This window comes from Methylococcales bacterium (genome assembly GCA_030949405.1).
Taxonomy (GTDB): domain Bacteria; phylum Pseudomonadota; class Gammaproteobacteria; order Methylococcales; family Methylomonadaceae; genus WTBX01.
This window is the reverse complement of sequence record JAUZSN010000002.1, coordinates 824,113-843,626: the sequence shown is the minus strand read 5'-3', so window position 1 is coordinate 843,626 and position 19,514 is coordinate 824,113. Positions and strand designations below refer to the sequence as shown.

18 protein-coding genes and 1 pseudogene are annotated in these 19,514 nt (G+C 39.3%); 13 read left to right on the top strand and 6 right to left on the bottom strand.

What is annotated here, in order from left to right; all coding sequences use genetic code 11:
• Nucleotides 1-19: 19 nt before the first annotated feature.
• Nucleotides 20-2,359, bottom strand: coding sequence for a penicillin-binding protein 1B (mrcB, locus tag Q9M50_04435; protein ID MDQ7089876.1), 2,340 nt, complete (start codon nt 2,357-2,359; stop codon nt 20-22).
• Between the two features lie 183 nt (nt 2,360-2,542).
• Between mrcB and Q9M50_04430 the strand changes: the two genes are divergently transcribed.
• A complete protein-coding gene (locus Q9M50_04430; protein MDQ7089875.1) occupies nt 2,543-3,391 on the top strand; it encodes a quinoprotein dehydrogenase-associated putative ABC transporter substrate-binding protein in 849 nt (282 codons plus the stop codon).
• Between the two features lie 75 nt (nt 3,392-3,466).
• On the opposite strand, the gene Q9M50_04425 is transcribed toward Q9M50_04430, so the two are convergent.
• Together Q9M50_04425 and Q9M50_04420 are read right to left on the bottom strand one after the other, a co-directional pair.
• A complete protein-coding gene (locus Q9M50_04425; protein ID MDQ7089874.1) occupies nt 3,467-4,165 on the bottom strand; it encodes a dihydrodipicolinate reductase C-terminal domain-containing protein in 699 nt (232 codons plus the stop codon).
• Between the two features lie 175 nt (nt 4,166-4,340).
• Nucleotides 4,341-4,811, bottom strand: coding sequence for a flavin reductase family protein (locus Q9M50_04420; GenBank protein MDQ7089873.1), 471 nt, complete (start codon nt 4,809-4,811; stop codon nt 4,341-4,343).
• Between the two features lie 522 nt (nt 4,812-5,333).
• On the opposite strand from Q9M50_04420, the gene nagZ reads away from it, so the two are divergent.
• The 5 genes from nagZ to Q9M50_04395 all read left to right on the top strand — a co-directional run bounded on the left by nagZ (nt 5,334) and on the right by Q9M50_04395 (nt 9,004).
• A complete protein-coding gene (gene nagZ / locus Q9M50_04415) occupies nt 5,334-6,317 on the top strand; it encodes a beta-N-acetylhexosaminidase (GenBank protein MDQ7089872.1) in 984 nt (327 codons plus the stop codon).
• On the top strand, nt 6,310-6,858 hold the full coding sequence (locus Q9M50_04410) for a hypoxanthine-guanine phosphoribosyltransferase (GenBank protein ID MDQ7089871.1): 549 nt from the start codon (nt 6,310-6,312) through the stop codon (nt 6,856-6,858). Before nagZ ends, Q9M50_04410 begins: the two co-directional genes overlap by 8 nt.
• Complete coding sequence (locus tag Q9M50_04405) at nt 6,855-7,592, top strand: S-methyl-5'-thioinosine phosphorylase (protein ID MDQ7089870.1); 738 nt, start codon at nt 6,855-6,857, stop codon at nt 7,590-7,592. The genes Q9M50_04410 and Q9M50_04405 overlap by 4 nt, the downstream gene beginning before the upstream one ends.
• Nucleotides 7,593-7,624: 32 nt before the next feature.
• Entirely contained in the window at nt 7,625-8,473 is an 849-nt protein-coding gene (locus tag Q9M50_04400) for an ATP-grasp domain-containing protein (protein ID MDQ7089869.1), read from the top strand.
• 69 nt (nt 8,474-8,542) lie between these two features.
• Nucleotides 8,543-9,004 (top strand): chemotaxis protein CheW, encoded by a 462-nt coding sequence (locus tag Q9M50_04395; protein ID MDQ7089868.1) that lies wholly within the window; start codon nt 8,543-8,545, stop codon nt 9,002-9,004.
• 314 nt (nt 9,005-9,318) lie between these two features.
• On the opposite strand, the gene Q9M50_04390 is transcribed toward Q9M50_04395, so the two are convergent.
• Entirely contained in the window at nt 9,319-10,263 is a 945-nt protein-coding gene (locus Q9M50_04390) for a MoxR family ATPase (GenBank protein MDQ7089867.1), read from the bottom strand.
• 23 nt (nt 10,264-10,286) lie between these two features.
• The gene (locus Q9M50_04385; protein ID MDQ7089866.1) at nt 10,287-11,963 is read right to left on the bottom strand and encodes a BatD family protein; all 1,677 of its coding nucleotides are present in this window, start codon (nt 11,961-11,963) and stop codon (nt 10,287-10,289) included.
• A gap of 236 nt (nt 11,964-12,199) precedes the next feature.
• On the opposite strand from Q9M50_04385, the gene Q9M50_04380 reads away from it, so the two are divergent.
• From Q9M50_04380 to Q9M50_04350, 7 genes and pseudogenes are all read left to right on the top strand, one after another.
• Nucleotides 12,200-12,580 (top strand): hypothetical protein, encoded by a 381-nt coding sequence (locus Q9M50_04380; protein ID MDQ7089865.1) that lies wholly within the window; start codon nt 12,200-12,202, stop codon nt 12,578-12,580.
• 374 nt (nt 12,581-12,954) lie between these two features.
• Nucleotides 12,955-13,515 (top strand): annotated as a pseudogene (locus tag Q9M50_04375) (alginate export family protein).
• A 32-nt stretch (nt 13,516-13,547) separates the two neighbouring features.
• A complete protein-coding gene (rsmD, locus tag Q9M50_04370; protein MDQ7089864.1) occupies nt 13,548-14,099 on the top strand; it encodes a 16S rRNA (guanine(966)-N(2))-methyltransferase RsmD in 552 nt (183 codons plus the stop codon).
• Nucleotides 14,100-14,134: 35 nt separating this feature from the next.
• Nucleotides 14,135-15,184, top strand: a complete 1,050-nt coding sequence (gene argC / locus Q9M50_04365) for an N-acetyl-gamma-glutamyl-phosphate reductase (GenBank protein ID MDQ7089863.1) — start codon at nt 14,135-14,137, stop codon at nt 15,182-15,184.
• A 27-nt stretch (nt 15,185-15,211) separates the two neighbouring features.
• Entirely contained in the window at nt 15,212-16,486 is a 1,275-nt protein-coding gene (gene purD / locus Q9M50_04360) for a phosphoribosylamine--glycine ligase (GenBank protein ID MDQ7089862.1), read from the top strand.
• A 178-nt stretch (nt 16,487-16,664) separates the two neighbouring features.
• The gene (locus Q9M50_04355) at nt 16,665-17,411 is read left to right on the top strand and encodes a hypothetical protein (GenBank protein ID MDQ7089861.1); all 747 of its coding nucleotides are present in this window, start codon (nt 16,665-16,667) and stop codon (nt 17,409-17,411) included.
• Nucleotides 17,411-18,505 (top strand): amidoligase family protein, encoded by a 1,095-nt coding sequence (locus Q9M50_04350; protein ID MDQ7089860.1) that lies wholly within the window; start codon nt 17,411-17,413, stop codon nt 18,503-18,505. The genes Q9M50_04355 and Q9M50_04350 overlap by 1 nt, the downstream gene beginning before the upstream one ends.
• A gap of 24 nt (nt 18,506-18,529) precedes the next feature.
• Here Q9M50_04350 and cobD read toward each other — a convergent pair whose 3' ends face one another.
• Nucleotides 18,530-19,513, bottom strand: a complete 984-nt coding sequence (cobD, locus tag Q9M50_04345) for a threonine-phosphate decarboxylase CobD (GenBank protein MDQ7089859.1) — start codon at nt 19,511-19,513, stop codon at nt 18,530-18,532.
• Nucleotide 19,514 lies beyond the last annotated feature (1 nt).

The following is a 19,514-nucleotide window of genomic DNA, read 5'->3' as shown; positions in this document are numbered from 1 at the left end:
TTTTTTCGGGGAAAAAAAATTAAAATAAGGCATCATCATCTTGAAGAGCTGGCTTAGAATTAAGGGGTTGCCCATCCTTATCATACAAAGGTTCCGCTTGAATGACTTTCATGGTCGCAATACACGGCGATAATTTGGTTGGAACAGAGCCTTTTATAAAGGGGTATTTTTTAGCCCCTTGACAATAATAATCGGCTAATAAACCTTGGTTGTCTATCCACGCCATTTCAATCCCATCGGGAGCAATTAAATTAACGGGTTGTGTTGCAATTTTTCGCATTAAATTAATCCATAATTGTAATGCCCCTGATGATCCACTTAATCCTGATGGTTTATTATCATCTCGACCGATCCAAACTACGGATAAATAATCCCCACTAAAGCCTGCAAACCAACTGTCTTTTAATTCATTACTCGTGCCTGTTTTTCCAGCCAAGGCTAATTTTTTAGGCAAATATTTATACGCTGAACGCCCTGTTCCTTTCGTCATGACCTTTTGTAGTATCGTGTTAATAATATAAGTGGCCGCAGGATCTAAACGTTGCTCAATCGTAAAGGGAACATGTTGCAACGGTTTACCATCCATCGCAACGACGGTATGAATCGTTTTTAATTCCGTCATAAAACCATCCCCCGCTAAGGTTTGATACATTTGGCTGACTTCAAACGGTGTTAATTGGAGCGCACCAAGGAGTAAGGATGGAAATAAATTAATTTTCCGACTAACCCCTAATTTTTTTAATGTGCTTTCAACCGCCTCTAAACCCACGTCCATCCCAACACGAACCGTCGCTAAATTATAAGAATAGGTTAAGGCGTTATGCAACGGAACGAGACCATGCTCTTTATGATCGTAGTTTTTAGGTGACCACACTTGTCCCCCACTTTTTACATGAATCGCGGCATCACTGACAGGGGTGACCATCGTAAACCGATCTGTTTGCATTAACGCGGTTAAAAACACCGCAGGCTTGACTAAAGAGCCAATCGGTCTAACCGCATCTAAAGCACGGTTAAACCCCGCCTCTGTTGATTTCTTCCCGCCCATTAACGCAATAATTTCACCACTTTCACGACGCGTTACAATAACTGCGGTTTCTAACTGACTACTTTTAGGTCGTTTTTCAAATGACGCTATTTTTTTAGCCACCGTTTTTTCTAAGCTATTTTGTACTTGCGAATCCAAGGTGGTAAAAATTTTCAACCCTTCCGTAGTTAAATCTGCTTCTTTATATTGTTGCGCTAATTCACGCTTAACTTTATCTAAAAAGGCAGGGTAACGATTAACAGAACGATGTTTATGTTGAATAACCTCCAGAGGTTTAGCAATCGCAGCGGTCATCACTGGTTTTTTAATATAGCCTTGAGCAAACATTTCTCTTAAGACCATATTGCGCCGATCTAAGCCTGCTTTAGGGTGTCGCCGTAAATCATACATTGAAGGCCCTCTTACCAGCGCAATTAACGCAGCGGATTGATGCAGTGGTAAATCTTTTAATGGACGACCAAAATAAAATTGACTGGCTAATCCAAACCCATGTACCGCATTCGCCCCATCTTGCCCTAAATAAATTTCATTTAAATACGCTTCTAAAATTTCAGATTTTTCATAATGAAATTCTAATAATAACGACATAAAGGCTTCATTCACTTTACGCTTTAAACTTCGTTCGGAGGTTAAATAAAAGTTCTTAACCAATTGTTGCGTTAGCGTACTGCCACCCTGAACCAATCCCCCTGCGCGCAAATTTGACCACACCGCCCGCGCTACGCCCCGTAATGAAACGCCATAATGTTGATAAAAATTTCGATCTTCGGTTGCAAGTAAACCTTGAGTTAAAAAATCAGGCGCATCATCCAGTTTAATTAAAATTCGATCTTCTTTTCGCTGAGGATAAAAACTACCAATTTGCACGGGATCTAATCGTGTAATTGCAACGTTTTGTTTCAGGGTTAAATCGGTAATTCGAGTAATACTGTGCTTAGAAAATTGGATTTGTAAATGCTGACTCAGTTGCGGCCCATCCCAAAAATCAAAATAACGACTTTTTAATTCAATTTTATTCGGTAACGACTTATACGCCCCTTCCGAAGTTAATTTCATTTCTTGACGATAATGTAATTGCTGTAATAAATCTTCCAATTCAGTTTGTTTTAAAGCGAGTCCCACATAGAGATCTAAAGGGTTGGCATAAATACGCGCTGGAATATCCCAGCGTTTACCATTAAAGGTGGTCACCACTTCGGTGTTTAATTTTATAAGATACGGCGTTAAAAAAAAAGCTAACCCTAAAATAGCAATAACAATAGAGCGTTTAAGCCATTTAAAAAAAAATGAGCGTGGAGAATCGTCTGTCATTGAATTAGAATTGAATTGAGAGATAAGGTGAGTATTTTATAGTAAACAGGCTTTAGTACGATAAAATAAATTTGCAATGGATACTTATTTTTAACCCAGAGAACGCTATAATACTAGCCACACTTGATTGCTTGGTGATGACATAATTGAGCAAACACTGTTTTTAAATTTAGGACAAAATAAATGAAACGCTTTACACTGATAACGACTTTATTGTTAGCTGCAACAAGTTATACGCTTAATGCCGCTGATAAATTTAAAGTCTGTGCAGATCCTTTAAATCCTCCGTATTCAACCAAAAAACAAACAGGTTTTGAAAATAAAATTGCCGCTTTATTTGCTAAAAAATTAGGTCAAGAAATTGAGTACATGTGGTTTCCACAACGGATTGGTTTTATTAGAAATACATTAAGAGTTGAATTAAAAGAAGGCAGTGGTGAATATAAGTGTGACGTTGTTATGGGTGTTCCCGCAGGTTATGAGCTGACGATGACCACACAACCTTATTATCATTCCCAGTATGTGTTATTAATTGCCAAAGGACGAGGCTTTGATGCCATTACTCAACCTAAAGACATTTCAAAATTACCCTTGGTTAAACAAGAACACTTAAAAATAGCGATGTTTGATCGAGGTCCTGGGACCACATGGCTACAACAGCAAGGGTTATTAGATCAGGGAATTCCTTATCAAACCATGACTGGGGATGATAAGAATAATCTTGCAATGACCATTTCTAAAGATTTAAAAGCCAAAAAATTAGATATGGCGATTCTTTGGGGGCCAATGGCGGGTTATGTTTTATCACAAGCCGCTGCCGATACCTATAGCGTCTTACCGATGGTTTCAACAAAGGCGATAAAATTTGATTTTTCAATCGCGATGGGGGTTCGTTATGGCGATAAGGCGCGTAAAGAGGTTTTAACTCAATTAATTACGGAGAATCAAGCAGAAATTAATGCTCTCATCAAAAGCTATCAGATTCCTTTGCTCCCCATTCCTGAACAAAAGCCGCATGAAGCGGATGATTAAATTAAGTTTAAGGACGCGTCTGTAACGGATGTAACCTATTGGAGTGAAAAAATTCACTCCAATAGTCGGTGTTAATTAGCGGTAAACTTCATCAACTTCATAATATCCACAAGGTTTATCAGCAAGCCATGAAACGGCTTTCTTAACGCCCTCAGCAAAAACTTCTTTATTAAACGATTCGTGTGTTAAGGTTATTTTTTGATTATTGACCGCTAAAACAACCTCATGATAACTCACAATATCACCCGCTCGGACACTATGAATAGGAATGTCTTTATTAAACGTCGTCGCTATTTTTTTCGCCGTGCCACTGGGCCAATCTTTTTTATGTTTAGAATGCTGTTCAATAATTTCAACATCCGCATCATGCCATGATTTATTAAAGACCTTACACGCTTCAATTAAAAGATTGATTCCATCAGAAATACACGGAGCGTAAAGAACGGTTAACTCAGGGTACTCTTTTAACTTTTCTAATTGATCCGCTGTAAACCCCGTTGTAGCAATAATATAAGGCGTTTGGGGCGGTAATTTTTCAATCGTTGAAAGAACGGCTTCGGCGGTGCTAAAGTCCACAACCACATCGGGACTGTGTTTTTCTATTAATCGGTTAAGGTGTTTTTTTGATTTAACTTTAAAATCAAATTTATCCGATTTATCGACTTTATTTTTTAGAGCAAAAACCAGTTCAAAGCGGTCATCTAAATGAATATTTTGAGCAACTACTTTACCTGTTTTGCCTAGACCTAAGAAAGCTATTTTAAATTTTTTCATATAAATTATTTTTTGTTCTGTACACGACAAACTAAATGGAAAAGATAAATCAGGAGAGATTAAAGAGCATTAATTGTCGTGTACAGACCGTAAAAATATGTCTAAATGCTATTTTAAACTAAAACGAAACCATTGACTTAACCTAAAAATAACGATTAAGGTAACACGTTACTCACTAAGCTAGACGACTGTACTCTGAATTATAATAAAGTAAGGGATCCCCAGAATGACACTTTATTTGTTCAACATTACCAATAATAACCCAATGAGTCCCTGCTAATATTTTTTCAGCCACCGTGCATTCAATAGAAACCAGTGCCTTATCAAAAACGGGCATCCCTGTTTTGCCTTCATGCCATGAAACATTTGCAAAACGCTCTTCCTGACTCGCACCCCCTGCAAATTGATTTGAGACCGTTTCTTGATTTATGGTTAAAACATTAACAGCAAAGGCTTGCGCTTCAAAAACGCCTGCTTGGGTTTCTGTATTTTGGTTTAGGCACACTAAAATTTGATGAGGCTCTAAAGAAACACTGCTAAATGAAGTGACCGTCATTCCTTGAACACCGAGTTTTTCACTTTTTGTCGTAACGACCGTGACACCACTTGCCCATAATTTTAGAGCTTTTTTTAAATTCTTCATCATTGACAGACATAACCTTCTCCTTCTGTTATAAACACTGAAAATTTTAATTTTTCAATTTGTTTGATACAACATTAACTGATACTGTTCTTTAAAACTTACTCACATAAGTTGAGTGTGGTGTCTTATCCCGTTTCTAGTTTCACTTAGTAAACTAAGTCAGAGCTTAAAAGGCAATAAGCTAACCCCGTAGAACCGACGGTTTAAAAGCAAGAAAGACAAGGAACATTTATATGAAAATCTAGTTTTCAACCCCTTTATTTGTTATGCTTTTAACTAATTATACATCAATACCTTCGCCAATTTGGATTTTGAGTCAGAATTATTCAAAACCTAACGTTAGACTTTAATAAAAAAAAATACGTTTTAAACTGACTTTTTACGTTTAACGAAGGGATTGATTCATAGTGATCGATAAGAATGACAGAACCGTTGCGAGTGCCATCACACTTTTCTATTCTTAATAAAATAACCCTTGATTTTAAAAATTTAATGATGCTTCAAAAAATGCCCCTAGGTTCTGTCATGATTGATGTTCAGAGCTTAACCTTAACTGCGCTTGAAAAAGAAAAAATTCAACACCCGAATACGGGCGCGGTAATTTTATTTGCGCGAAATTATGAATCTCCCGAACAAGTGAGCGCGTTAATTAAAGAGATTCGTCAGTCTCGAAACGGCCCAATTTTAATTGCCGTCGATCAAGAAGGCGGACGAGTTCAACGCTTTCAAACAGGATTTACCCGCCTGCCTCCTGCGGAAAACTTTAAATCGCAACCTGAATTAGCGGAACAAGCAGGTTGGTTAATGGCCGCAGAATTATTAAGTTGTGGGGTTGATTTCAGTTTTGCACCTGTTTTAGATGTTGATTGCGGAGTCAGTGAAGTTATTGGGGACCGTTCTTTTTCATCCGATGCTCAACAAGCCGCCGTGTTAGCTGCAGCCTTTAGTCGAGGCATGAGAACAGCAGGAATGGCTTCAACAGGGAAACATTTTCCAGGTCATGGGGCCGTGAAATTAGACTCACACCGTGCATTACCCATTGATAACCGTGATTTAGAAACCATTCGCCAACACGATTTAATTCCCTTTAAACAACTTATTGAACAAGGGCTTGAAGCGATCATGCCCGCTCATATTGTTTACCCCCAAGTCGATGATAACGCTGCTGGTTTTTCCTCACGCTGGTTACAGACTATCTTACGTAATGAATTGGGCTTTGACGGGGTTATATTCAGTGATGATTTAAGCATGGAAGGTGCGGCAAGCGTGGGGAGTTTTACCGAAAGAGCGCGGCAAGCTTTAGATGCAGGCTGTGATATGGTTTTGGTCTGTAATAATCCAAGTGCCGCCTCTGACGTATTAGACACCTTAACGATAACGCCCTCGACGGAAAATCAACGCCGATTGACGAGCATGATAGCCACCAAACAGATCAATCGTAACGACTTATTAACTTCAGCCCGTTGGCAAAAAATTTCTTCACAACTTAATGAACTCAATCATGATTAATGAAATTGAACAGGTCAAATCCTCGGCTAAATTACTTTACAGTGAAACCGAAGTTGAAGCCGCGATTAATCAAATGGCCCATAATATTACGTTGTTACTTTCGGATCGCGATCCCTTAATTCTATGCGTTATGAATGGCGGCGTGGTGGTTGCAGGGAAATTATTGACCCGCTTAAATTTTCCGCTCACATTTGATGGAATTAATGCAAGCCGTTATCATAACGAAACATCAGGCGGCGACATTAAATGGTTATTGAAACCAACAACCCCACTGAAAGATCGTACCGTGTTAATTATTGATGACATTTTAGATGAAGGATTCACTTTAGAAGCGATTTATCAATACTGTCGTGAACAAGGGGCCCGTTCTATTTACAGTGCTGTTTTAGTTAATAAAAAATTAGACCATAAAAAACCCATTATTGCCGATTTTACGGGGCTTGAAACGGGTAACCATTATTTATTTGGCTATGGGATGGATTACAAAGGCTATTTGCGTAATGCAGCGGGTATTTTTGCCTGTCATGAGGAGGAATTATGAGTATAGGAATTATAGGCGGGACAGGGTTGGCGGATATTAAAGGCTTAAAAATTATCGCTGAAAAAAAATTAAAAACCCCGTTTGGATCGCCATCAGCCCATTATATAATCGGTAAATTGAAAGAGAAAAAAGTTATTTTTCTCGCCAGACATGGCAATCCTCATTGTATTCCTCCGCATAAAGTTAATTATCGCGCTAATATTTGGGGATTTCAAAAGCTAGGGGTGACGCATATTATTGCGATCACCGCCGTCGGGGGAATTACAAAAAAAATGCAACCCGCACACATAGTCATTCCCGATCAAATTATTGATTATAGTTATGGTCGCGAGCATACTTTTTTTGCCGATGATTTAGACGACGTGACTCACATTGATTTCACTTACCCCTACACTCAAAAACTTCGACAACGACTTATTACGATCGCGGCTGAAAAAAAAATAGCCATTAGTTCGGTTGCAACCTATGGTTGTACTCAAGGGCCTCGATTAGAATCCGCCGCTGAAATAGTACGATTAGAGAAGGATGGCTGTGATATTGTGGGGATGACAGGAATGCCAGAGGCGGGACTGGCTAGAGAATTAAATCTACCCTATGTCGGCATTTCGGTGGTGGCCAACTGGGGCGCGGGAAAAGTAGCGGGTGAAATTACGATGGAAGAAATTCATCAGCATTTAAACAATGGAATGGGTAATGTGATGCAATTACTCACGGCCTTTATTAAAAAAACATAAGCTTTAAAGCCTTAACGCGTTATAGATAGATAATGAATAAAAACATTCGCGCCTTAGTTGAAGCCTGTGACGAGCTGGCTATTAAGTATGAGATTGCCTCAAAGACAGGGAATTTAATAAATTTATTAATTAATCATAAAAATTATCTTTTTATTAATTGGTCAACCCCGCTTGATAATGTGTCTGGTTCTCAGCTATGCCAAGATAAGGCCTATTTTTATGAATTTTTTAACGCCATTATCTCAATACCTACAACAGCAGTTATTTTAGATCCTGATTGTAATAAAAATTATCATCATTATTTGATAGATAACAATCTAAAATCAATGATTTCTACTATTGAAACCTCCCTAAATTATCCTTTAATCGTCAAGCCGAATAAAGGCTGTGGCGGTCAAGGGGTTTTTAAAGTAACCCGTCAAGAAGAATTTATTCAAGCCGTAACGGTTATTTTTAATAAAAATCATAGAGTTTATGACTACATTGCATTGGCTCAACAGTATATTATGGCCCAACATGAATATCGGGCTATTTTTGTAAATTCAACCTTAGTTTTTGCTTATGAAAAGAATTGTTTGAATGCCGATTATAAAGAAAATTTAAGCCCGCTACATTGGGAAGGTTCAAAAGCAGAACTTGTAACCGATCAGACGATTCTTGATACACTTCAATTATTTTCTAATCCCCTCTTTGATAAATTAGCCATCCCTTATTGTGGGCTTGATATTTTAGTGGATTCACAGCAAAACTATTGGCTTATTGAAGCAAATAGTTCACCGAGTTATGATTTTTTTATTCGTGATAATGGCGTGAGTGAATTAAAGAAAATGTATTTAATCATAATTAGGTCACTTATTAACGGATATGATTTAAAGGCGTGAAAAAACATGTTTTTACGCCATGATGTAACCTCCATAATTATTATTTTTTAGCTACTTTTCATCTATTCTATGAGTAAATTATTAACTAGAGAGACCCAAGAAACGTACATGCTAGAAGTTGATTTACCTAATATTTATTGTTGTATTGATGCGCACTCTATTGTTAGAACATTACCTTTTGTTAGCTTACAGCCCATTCCACAAACAGATACTTACATAAAAGGGTTTTGTAATTTATATGGTAAATCCGTCATTGTTATTGATTTAGCTAATTATCTAGGATTAGAACAAGAAATTAACTATTCACTTGATACCCCCTTAATTATTTGTTCTCATCATCAAAAGTATCTAGGGATTATTGTTGAAAATATTAATGGCATTATTAAAATAGATCCCAATAAAGTCCAGCTAGCCAATGAATTTAAACATAAGAGTCCTATTTTTTCGGGGACGATTGTAACGGATAAAGAAACCCGAATTATTTTAAAAATAGATCTATTATTTGAGCATTACATGATTCATAGCGGCTAAAAAATAAGGCGACCCATATAATTATTGAATGAAAAAAAATAAGTTTTTTCATAGGTCTCGAGTACTGTGATAGTCAAGTTTTATGATGGCGTGTTAGGAAACAATGCGCAGTAAAAATGCTTAAGAAAATAGGGCTACATTTGATTTTAAAAATACAGCTACCAAATCTAAAACCTAAGATGGGACACTACAGATCGAGGCTTAACCTTAACTTGTCCCGTCTTAAGTTGGTAGCCTTTAAGTGAGATATTTCATATTTAAATAATCATTCTAAACGCTAATTTAAAAATATCAACAAATAATAACCTCTGTTATCACGTCGGAATAGGCAACTTATCCACCAACTCTTTCACTAAGGTCGTCGCCTCAATCCCTGAAAACTGACTTTGTGATTCCAAACTCAAACGATGTGCAATCACAGGAACCGCCAGCTCTTTAATACTATCAGGGGTGACAAACTCAAAACCATCCAATAACGATAAGGCTTGTGCTGATTTCATTAAGGCTAAGGAGGCCCGTGGACTTGCGCCTAATTTAATTTCGGGATGATTACGTGTAGTGGCAATAATATCGACAATATAATGTTTTAACTCATCACTAATGCGAACCTGCTTAACTTGCTGCTGTAAAAACTGCAATTCATCCGCATTAATACAAGGCTTTAAATGAGTTAACGGGTGATCTTGACCTTGTGAATTTAAAATAGCCACTTCATCCGCATGAGAAACATAACCTAAATTAAACTTCATCGCAAAACGATCTAATTGTGCTTCGGGAAGCGGATAAGTTCCATGAAACTCAACAGGGTTCTGAGTGGCAATCACAAAAAAGGGCGAGGGTAATAACCGAATTTGACGCTCAATACTCACTTGATTTTCAGCCATCGCTTCTAATAACGCCGATTGAGTTCGCGGTGAGGCGCGGTTAATTTCATCCGCTAATAAAATATTACAAAAAATAGCCCCTTTTTCAAAACGAAAACTTTGCTTTTGAGGGTTGAAAATAGAAATCCCTAAAATATCCGAGGGTAATAAATCAGGTGTAAATTGAATGCGCTGAAATTCAGTTTCACAGGAAATCGCCAACGCTTTCGCTAAGGTGGTTTTTCCCGTCCCTGGAACATCATCCAATAACACATGACCGCCACTGCTTAACGCGGCTAATAACCATTGTAAGGTTCGAGATTGCCCTAGCATGACCTGTGCTAAGTTTGCATGAAGTTTTTCAAAAATATGTTGTGCCGTCGCAAAATCAGTCATCGCTCGTCCAGATTAGTGTTTACTTAAATACGATAAAGCGGTTCAAGTGCGTCATCGGTTGTTTTTGAACGTATTTTTTCACGGGCTTTATGCTCACTAAAGCCTTCAAATAATAATTTTCCCTGCCACCCACCTGTTTCTTGACTGTATAAATGTTGATTTAAGTTTAAAATTTCATCGCGTAATCGAGCCTCACAATGATTCGCTAACGCCCCTAAACTGGTGGTTGCATAAGTTAATTGCCCCCAGATTAATAAGGCTTCTTTGGCCGATTGAGCCTCGTCCGCCTGACACGCATGTTTTAAGGTTTTGATACACGCTTTTAAGCTGACAGCCTTATCATCGGCTTTAGGTTCGTCGATGACGTTGGTTTTTTTAGTGAACAATAAATATAAGGTAACAAGCCAAGCCATTGCAAAGAAGATTGTTAACCCTTGCCATAAGCCTGCATTCGCTGTTTCAGATACGACTGTTTGAGCCACGGGCGCAGGCGTTGAAACATTGGCTTGTGCGGTAGGCGTTATTACTGCGGTTTGTGTTTCGGCAACTCCGCCGATTGCGGTTACCACTGTTTCAGGGATAAGGGCGGCTTCCATTTTCCCTGTTTCAACATTAAACCAATCAATTTTAATTTCAGGTAAAGTATAAGTCCCGTTTTTAGACGGAATAAACGCCACTTTTTCTTCCCTAAAAGCAATCACTCCCGTGGGGGTTTTATTTTCTTTTAAATTAGGTTGATCGGGGTAATTTTTTAATCCCTTATTGATTAAGGGTTGCTGTAATTGCGGCAGTTGACTCATCGTTGCCCCATTAACCATTAAGGTTAAGGTTCGAGTTAACGGTTCGCCGACTTGTATTTTTTGAGGATCACCTGACCATTGTTGAGTAAGATTGACATTTTTGGCAACTAACCAATGTTTTCCCGTAAAGTCAGCGGGGATAGGGCGTACATCTAAGGTTATGGCTTTGGATTCGACGCGTTCACGTTTGGTACTTTGTGTGCCAAAAAGGCTATTCATTCGAGAGCTATTGCCCATTAAAACGGCCGCCGTGAGTTTTAAGGGGTTAATCACCATTTTACCGCTTTTTTGAGGGAAAATAGCATAGTTACGTTCAGTGACAGCGTAGACCATGCCACCGCGTTCAGTTTGATAATTTTTATCCTCTCCTAGTTTTTCGACTACCGCATCGTTTAATTCAGGGTCAGTCAACCGTGCTTCGACAATATTGACCCGTCTAAAAAACCGTAAACGATAAATTACTTGGGATTGTAGGTAAGGATTAATCGGCGTGGCTTCGACCTCTAAAAATATCGGCGCGTTAATTTCATACGATTCCGCAGGCAGTGGTTTAATTTTATTAACGGTAATTGAAACGGCGGGACTGGTTTCACTGCCAAAACGCAAGGCTGGAATTTGTAATTCCCCCTCTTTTTTGGCGATAACGGTAAAGGTCCACTGAATGTTCATTGAGCGTTTTCCATTCACCCATGATAATTTACTCCCATGATTTTTATGGATAATTTCAAAGTCTTTTTCTAGCGGACTAAAGTCGGGATTAGCATCGGGGTCTTCCGTGGTTGAAAAGTTAATTTCAAAAGATTCATTCACCGCTATTAAAGTGCGGTCAACACTGACATTGATCGGGGCAGCTGTTAAAAATGAGCTGTATAAAAAGAGTAGAGCTAATAAAAATCGCATTTAAATTAAGGGAAGTTAATAACGAAAATAAAGACCATTGTAAAATAGAACGAGAGGCTTTAAAACCTGTTCCTCATCCGTTATTCGCTTTATTCTTTCCCTCATGGCTATTAACCTAAGCAATGAGACTTTATAATATTTATTTAATAAGCAATGAATAGCCACAAAAATGTACGTTAACTCCATTTTGAAGTCCTGTTTTATAATAATTTGTTTCGCCCTTTCAGCCCCCGTAAATGCGGAAGAAAAACCTTGGCGACTTAATCACGCCCTTAATTTACCCGCTTGGTTATCTATTTCAGGGGGAACATCGCTTACGTTATGAAACCTTAGATGAGCAATTTAGAGCAAAAACCAATAGAATAACAGGGAAAGGCGGCGATCAAGCGTTGGTTTTTAGAACCTTATTGCACGCTAAAATTGATTTAGACTTTATTCGTTTCGGGGCTGAAATGGAGGATTCGCGTATTTTATTATCCGATAGCGGAACGGCAAGTTCTAGCAATAAATTATCGACTTCAATCGTCAATTCATTGGAATTACTGCAAGCGTATTTTGAAATTCCTGTGAATGATTTATTTGAAAAAGGCAGTCAAAGTGCTCTTCGTGGTGGATGAATAACAATGGATGTGGGCAGTCGGCGTTTTGTCGCACGGAATCGTTTTCGTAATACACTGAATGCGTTTACGGGGGTTGATTGGCAATGAAAGTCGAAAGATCGTAAATTACGGGCGTTTTATACGTTACCGATTCAACGTTTAAATGGCCAGCATAATGAGGATAATCATCAACAACTTGATCGAGAAGATACCAGCGTTCGGTTTTGGGGCGTTTATTATAGCCAGTCTTTATTGAGTGAGTTTGATAAGGCCGAGGCTTTTTTATTCGGCTTGGATGAAGAGGATTCTGAGGAACGAAAAACGAAAAACCGTCATCTTTATACCTTTGGAATGCGATTTTGGCGTAACGCAAAAAAGGAGAGTTTGACTATCAACTAGAAGCCGCTTATCAATTAGGGCATTCTCGAATTTCCACTAAGGCGACTGAAAATTTAAACCATTGGGCGCATTTTCATCATGCTGAAATAGGCTACAGTTTTGATAGTCACAGGTCACCAAGATTGATTGTTCAATATGATTATGCCAGTGGGGATGACGATGCTAATGACGGTGAAAATAATCGTTTTGATACCTTATATGGAGCGCGTCGTTTTGATTTTGGTCCAACCAGTACCTATGGGCCATTTGCGCGTGGAAACTTAAATTCCCCCGCGCTACGGTTTACCTTTAAGCCCTATAAAAAAGTATCAACGATGATTGCCTTGCGTGGGTTTTGGTTGGCTTCAACGGCGGATGCGTGGACAGGGGCGGGGATTAAGGGGGCTGATTCTTATATTGGAACACAAATTGAAGCTCGTTTACGCGGGGATATTTTACCTAAAAATATTCGCTTAGAAGCTGGAATTGCTCATGTTTTTGCAGGGGATTTAATGGATGGGGCGGATAAAAAAGAAACGACTTATGCTTATACCCAAGCGGTGTTTAAATTTTAATCTTAAATTTAGAATATTAACTTAAAAAAATCATGCAAAATAAAATTAGACTTATTGGCGGCGATTGGCGAAGTCGTCAAATCCTCTTTGATGACTATGAAGGCTTGCGCCCTACGCCTGTCAGAGTTCGAGAAACCTTATTTAACTGGTTACAGTATGATGTCATCGGCAGTCGCTGTTTAGATTTATACGCAGGCAGTGGCGGTTTGAGCTTTGAAGCCGCCTCACGAGGGGCAAAATTCGTATTACAAGTTGAACTTAGCTCACAAATTTGCCAACAATTACACGCGAATACAGTAAAATTAAAGGCAAAACAGATTAAACTCGTGTGCAGTGATGTCTTTCGTTTTTTAGCCTCTACGACTGAAACGTTTGATTTGGTTTTTATTGATCCGCCTTTTGACAAAAAATTAGCGATTCAAACCTGTCAATGGTTGGAAGATAAAGGGGTCTTATCTGACCATGCAAAAATTTATTTAGAGGTGGAACGTCAATTGCCACTTGAAGGGATTCCAGTGAATTGGGTTTGTTTAAAAAACAAGTCCGCAGGTGAATTGGATTATTATTTATTTCAGCGTCAATAAATAAGGACGCTATTTTATTTTGGAGAGTTAACCCTATGATTAAAATAGGTATTGTTGGTGGAACAGGGTATACAGGCGTGGAGCTATTAAGAATTTTAGCTTTGCACCCACAGGTTGAAGTCACTGTTGTTACCTCACGCGCGGATACGGATAAACGGATTGATACGGTCTACCCCAACTTAACGGGGATTTATGATCTTGTGTTCACCGCGCCCGATGTCAACGCCTTGATGCAATGTGATCTGGTTTTTTTCGCCACACCCAATGGAATTGCAATGACGATGGCACGGGCATTACTCGATAAAGGGGTTAAGGTTATCGACTTATCGGCGGATTTTCGTTTACAGGACGTTGCTGTTTGGGAAAAGTGGTATGGAATGACCCATGCGTGTCCCGATTTAATCGCTCAAAGTGTTTATGGGTTAGCGGAAGTGAACCGTGAGCAAATGAAAAATGCGGATTTAATTGCGTGTCCTGGTTGCTACCCAACGGCGGTTCAATTAGGGCTGTTACCGCTTGTTGAAGCAGGGGTGATTGACTTAAAGTCGATTATTGCCGATGTTAAATCAGGAGTCAGTGGCGCAGGACGTAAAGCGGCTTTAGGGACGTTAATGAGTGAGACGGGCGAGAGTTTTAAATCGTATGCGGTTGAAGGCCATCGCCACTTGCCTGAAATCAAACAAGGCTTACAAAAAATACAAACATTACATCCTACCGAAGAGACTGAGATTGGATTAACCTTTGTGCCTCATTTAGTCCCGATGATACGCGGAATTCACGCCACCTTATATACCCAAACCGAGGCCTCGTTAACGGAGATAGAAACGCTTTATCAGCAGCGTTATCAAAATGAGCCTTTTGTACAGGCCGTGGCTACGGGTATTTCACCTGATACACGTAATGTTCGAGGGAGTAATCACTGTCAAATCGGGTTATTTAAACCGCAAGGGGAAAATACGTTAGTGGTTTTATCGGTGATTGATAATTTAGTCAAAGGGGCAGCAGGGCAAGCGGTACAAGCGTTAAATATTCTTTATAATTTTGACGAATCACTGGGCTTAAAAACCGTTGCTCTATACCCTTAATTTTTTATTATTTATTAGGCATTATTTATGAAAATTCTTATCGTAGGCAGTGGTGGGCGTGAACATGCGCTGGCTTGGAAAGTAAAGCAATCGGCTGATGTTAATCAAGTTTTTGTCGCACCTGGGAATACAGGAACGGCCTTAGAAGAGTCGGTTGAAAATATTGCGATTGCGGTTGATGATCTGACGGGTTTAATTGCATTTGCAACCGAGCAGGCCATTGACTTAACGATTATTGGCCCTGAAGTTCCTTTAGTCATGGGGATTGTCGATCAATTTGAAGCGGCTGGGTTAGCTTGTTTTGGTCCAAGTGCGAAAGCCTCTCAATTAGAAGGCTCGAAAACATTTTGTAAGGATTTTATGGCACGACATAATATCCCTACGGCTGCTTATGAAACCTTTACTGAAATTGAACCCGCGATTACTTATCTTAAAAATCAAGGGATGCCCATTGTGATTAAAGCCGATGGTTTAGCGGCTGGAAAAGGGGTGGTTATTGCGGAATCTGAACAACAAGCGATTGAGGCTGTTGAAGAGATGCTTGAGGGTAATCGTTTTGGCGAAGCAGGGCATCGTGTCGTTATTGAAGAATTTTTAGACGGAGAAGAGGCCAGTTTTATTGTCATTGCGGATGGTCAAACTGCGTTACCGATGGCGAGTTCTCAAGATCATAAAGCACGTGATAATGGTGATAAAGGGCCTAATACAGGCGGCATGGGAGCGTATTCACCTGCACCGATTGTAACGCCTGAAATTCATCAGCGGGTGATGGATGACGTTATTAATCCGACCTTAAAAGGAATGGCAGCGGAAGGTTATGACTATACGGGATTTTTATATGCAGGGCTGATGATTAATAAGGAGGGCTCTCTCAAGGTTTTAGAATATAACTGTCGTTTGGGTGATCCTGAAACCCAGCCGATTATGATGCGATTACAAAGCGATTTAGTTGAATTATGTCAGGCGGCATTAAATAAGCGTCTGCATTTATCAACGACACAATGGGATCAGCGCGTGGCGTTAGGGGTTGTTTTAGCGGCAGGGGGCTATCCTGATGCGTATAAAAAAGGGGATACCATTACAGGGTTACCGACAGCAGACGATAAAAAAAGTAAAGTTTTTCATGCAGGAACCGCGCAAAAGGAGGGGGAAATTATTACCGCTGGCGGGCGTGTTTTATGTGCTTGCGCATTAGGGGATACGATCGCAATGGCTCAGGCAAAAGCGTATCAACTCACCCATCAAATTAAATGGGATGGGGTTTGTTATCGTGATGATATTGGTTTTAAAGCGATTACTTAAGTGCGATTTATTTTTATCGGAGTTAATTAAAAATAGGACGGTTAACGCATAAACAATCATTAGGAGAACCGTTGTTCTGTTGGCTTACAGCTCGCTTGAAAGTGAGTTCTCCTATGGGTTTTATTGTTTTAGTGATGACTATAATTCGTAAAAATTTATTTACTTTGGAGTAATGGGGATGACCTTTATTAAAAAAGAAAACCTAACGTTAACACTGGCTATTTCAGCCCTATTGAGTGTGCCTGCTTGTCAAGATTCTGATACAAATAGCGTTCAAGAAGAGCCAAAAATAGAAAGCCAGAATGAGTTGCCAACCCTAGAAGAGCAACAAGTGAATACGTTACCTCGTCAAGTCATAAAGAGTGCTAAAGAACAACACATAGAGGCTTATTCTAATAGCAAATATACCTATGATGATGCGGTTTTATTAGCGACCTTTTGGGGAAAAGAAAATACATGGGATGCCAAGCTTAAAATAGGTAGCCTATTAATCGCGGCTAATAATCAATATATTCAACAATCACTCACTAGTGCCAGTAATAATCAAACGATTGTTGTCAGAAAATCCCCAAAAGAACAACAAATAAATGCTTTTTATAACAGTCGCTATACCTATAAAGATGCCGTTTTATTAGCGACTTTTTGGGGAGAAGAAGAGACATGGGAAGCTAAACTTAAAATAGGTGATTTATTAATAAAAGAGAAGAATACAGCCATTCAAGACGCGTTAACGAAAGCTAAAAAAAATGAAGATGCACAAAGAGAGGCTTACATTCAGAGTACATACAACTATGACGATGCCGTTTTATTAGCGGAGTTTTGGGGGAAATCATCACCGTGGGAAGCGAAACTTAAAATAGGTCGGTTACTCATCAATAATGAGCGCGAAACCATTGATCAAGCGATAAAACACTTTTTAGGCTAATGCAACTTAATTGGAAAATCGGTGTTGAAATTGAATTGATCGCGCCAAAAGGACGGAGTCGGCGAGATTTAGCCGAAGCGATTGCTAAACAAAAAGGGGGATCTGTTCGCCCTTTTTTTCATCCTCAAGTTGAGCCGAGTAAAGTTTCAGGGCACTCTTTATTTAATAACTTGACCCAAGCCTTTGAGGTTGTTGATTCCAATGGCGTTGTTATAGCTTACTGTGTGGATGATTTAACCCTTCAAGATGATTGTGATAAATCTCATCCTCCTCAAATGGACTGGTATCGTATTGTCAGTGATGACGGTCGTCTTCTACAGTTAATTTTACAACAGAGCAACCCTAGTGATTCTATTTCAGAGGTGTTAACCCCGATTGCTGATTTATTTGGAACAGAAGTTCAACACAGTCAAGGTAAAATGGTTCGTGTTATTGATCGTACAGGACGTTCGATTGCCATTGCGGCTCCACTTCCCGGTGAGCGTGAACGTCCCTGTGAATTGATTACAGCCCCCATAAAAAAAGATCATTTAGATTACTTAGAATCCTTACTTTCTATTGCTCGAACATTAGGGTTTACAGCACCTATCGAAGGGGCAACGCATCTACATTTTGATGCAACCCCCTTACAATCAACATCGACGCTAGCCAATTTAATGCGTTTATTATGGGCATTTAATGATGATTTAAACCGATTGGTTGAAACGAACCCGCGCTGTCGAAGGCTGGGAAAATGGCCACAAGAACTTTATGATTGGGTACAAACCCCTGAGTTTAGTGAATCCACGTGGGAACAGGGAATGCAATCACTGGCTCAATTTGAAGTGACTAAGTATTGTAATTTCAACTTAAAAAATATGATTGAATTTACCGCCGATAAATATACATTTGAAGTTCGTATCTTCCCCGTTTGGCGAGAAGGACAACGTATTATTGAGGCGGCGGGATTATTTGAAGGGATACTTTATTGGGCAATTAATTCGCCAAAAAATGCGATTTTACCCTGTAATATGAAAACATTATTGAATGAATTGCCGATTTCTACGGAGCTTTGTAATCTTTGGCAACAACGTAGATATTCTCTAAAAAATTAAATTTTTATCAAAAAAATACGAGTATTAAATTTTCAATAAAGCCCGTGTTAATTTTTGCCATTCCGCGTCATTTTTAGGCAAACCCACGCGCAAACTTTCAGGTTGCGTAAATAATCGGACTAAAACACCTTGTTGGGCTAATATTTGATAAAGTTGTTTCGCTTTAGGGGTTTTAACCCATTGAAACAAGGGATGACCGCCACTAATCATCAGTCCGTGTGACTGTAATAATTGTCGTAACCGCTCACCTTGTTGAGGAAGATCTATCAACGTTTGTTGTTGCCAGTGACTATCCATTAAGGCTTGAGTCGCAAGATAACGACTCGGGTGACTCAGAGGCCATACGCCTAATTTTTGTTCCAATACGGTTAATAGAGTCCGCTCGGCGATCACAAAGCCACAACGAATCCCTGCCAAGCCAAAAAATTTTCCGATTGAGCGTAAAATAATTAATCCAGATCGTGGACTCAGCGAGCATAAACTATTCTCAGGGCAGGTATCAATAAAAGCCTCGTCAATAATCAAAACGCCTTGATGACGTTGCAATTTTTTATGCCACTCTAATAATTGCTGCGGGGAAAATAAATGGCCCGTCGGATTATTCGGGTTAATAAGGATTAACACCTTTAATTGATCTAATTGTGCCTCAATCGTAGTTGGAGTAAGTTTAACCAGTTGATGCCCAGCTTGTTGCCAACATGCCGCATGTTCTGCATAAGCAGGCGCTAAAACACCGACCTTTGAGGGCGGGTAAAGTAGGGGTAAACCTTGAATAGCCGCTTGAGAACCTGCAACCGCTAATAGATCTTCCGCTTGATAATAGTGCTGGGCAACCTCTAGTAGCCCATCATTACTTTCGGGTAAACGCTGCCAACAGCTCAATGGAATCGTCGGGATAGGAAAACCATTAGGATTAATACCTGTTGAAAGGTCTATCCAGTTTTCAAGGGGAATTTTAAAGTGTTTAACTGCTTGGCGCAGTTGTCCGCCGTGTTCTAACATAGTCATT

Bases quoted from the DNA above. Each gene is read 5' to 3' on its own strand.
- mrcB (MDQ7089876.1), bottom strand. From the start codon at position 2,359: ATGACAGACGATTCTCCACGCTCATTTTTTTTTAAATGGCTTAAACGC.
- Q9M50_04430 (MDQ7089875.1), top strand. From the start codon at position 2,543: ATGAAACGCTTTACACTGATAACGACTTTATTGTTAGCTGCAACAAGT.
- Q9M50_04425 (MDQ7089874.1), bottom strand. From the start codon at position 4,165: ATGAAAAAATTTAAAATAGCTTTCTTAGGTCTAGGCAAAACAGGTAAA.
- Q9M50_04420 (MDQ7089873.1), bottom strand. From the start codon at position 4,811: ATGATGAAGAATTTAAAAAAAGCTCTAAAATTATGGGCAAGTGGTGTC.
- nagZ (MDQ7089872.1), top strand. From the start codon at position 5,334: ATGATTGATGTTCAGAGCTTAACCTTAACTGCGCTTGAAAAAGAAAAA.
- Q9M50_04410 (MDQ7089871.1), top strand. From the start codon at position 6,310: ATGATTAATGAAATTGAACAGGTCAAATCCTCGGCTAAATTACTTTAC.
- Q9M50_04405 (MDQ7089870.1), top strand. From the start codon at position 6,855: ATGAGTATAGGAATTATAGGCGGGACAGGGTTGGCGGATATTAAAGGC.
- Q9M50_04400 (MDQ7089869.1), top strand. From the start codon at position 7,625: ATGAATAAAAACATTCGCGCCTTAGTTGAAGCCTGTGACGAGCTGGCT.
- Q9M50_04395 (MDQ7089868.1), top strand. From the start codon at position 8,543: ATGAGTAAATTATTAACTAGAGAGACCCAAGAAACGTACATGCTAGAA.
- Q9M50_04390 (MDQ7089867.1), bottom strand. From the start codon at position 10,263: ATGACTGATTTTGCGACGGCACAACATATTTTTGAAAAACTTCATGCA.
- Q9M50_04385 (MDQ7089866.1), bottom strand. From the start codon at position 11,963: ATGCGATTTTTATTAGCTCTACTCTTTTTATACAGCTCATTTTTAACA.
- Q9M50_04380 (MDQ7089865.1), top strand. From the start codon at position 12,200: ATGCGGAAGAAAAACCTTGGCGACTTAATCACGCCCTTAATTTACCCG.
- rsmD (MDQ7089864.1), top strand. From the start codon at position 13,548: ATGCAAAATAAAATTAGACTTATTGGCGGCGATTGGCGAAGTCGTCAA.
- argC (MDQ7089863.1), top strand. From the start codon at position 14,135: ATGATTAAAATAGGTATTGTTGGTGGAACAGGGTATACAGGCGTGGAG.
- purD (MDQ7089862.1), top strand. From the start codon at position 15,212: ATGAAAATTCTTATCGTAGGCAGTGGTGGGCGTGAACATGCGCTGGCT.
- Q9M50_04355 (MDQ7089861.1), top strand. From the start codon at position 16,665: ATGACCTTTATTAAAAAAGAAAACCTAACGTTAACACTGGCTATTTCA.
- Q9M50_04350 (MDQ7089860.1), top strand. From the start codon at position 17,411: ATGCAACTTAATTGGAAAATCGGTGTTGAAATTGAATTGATCGCGCCA.
- cobD (MDQ7089859.1), bottom strand. From the start codon at position 19,513: ATGACTATGTTAGAACACGGCGGACAACTGCGCCAAGCAGTTAAACAC.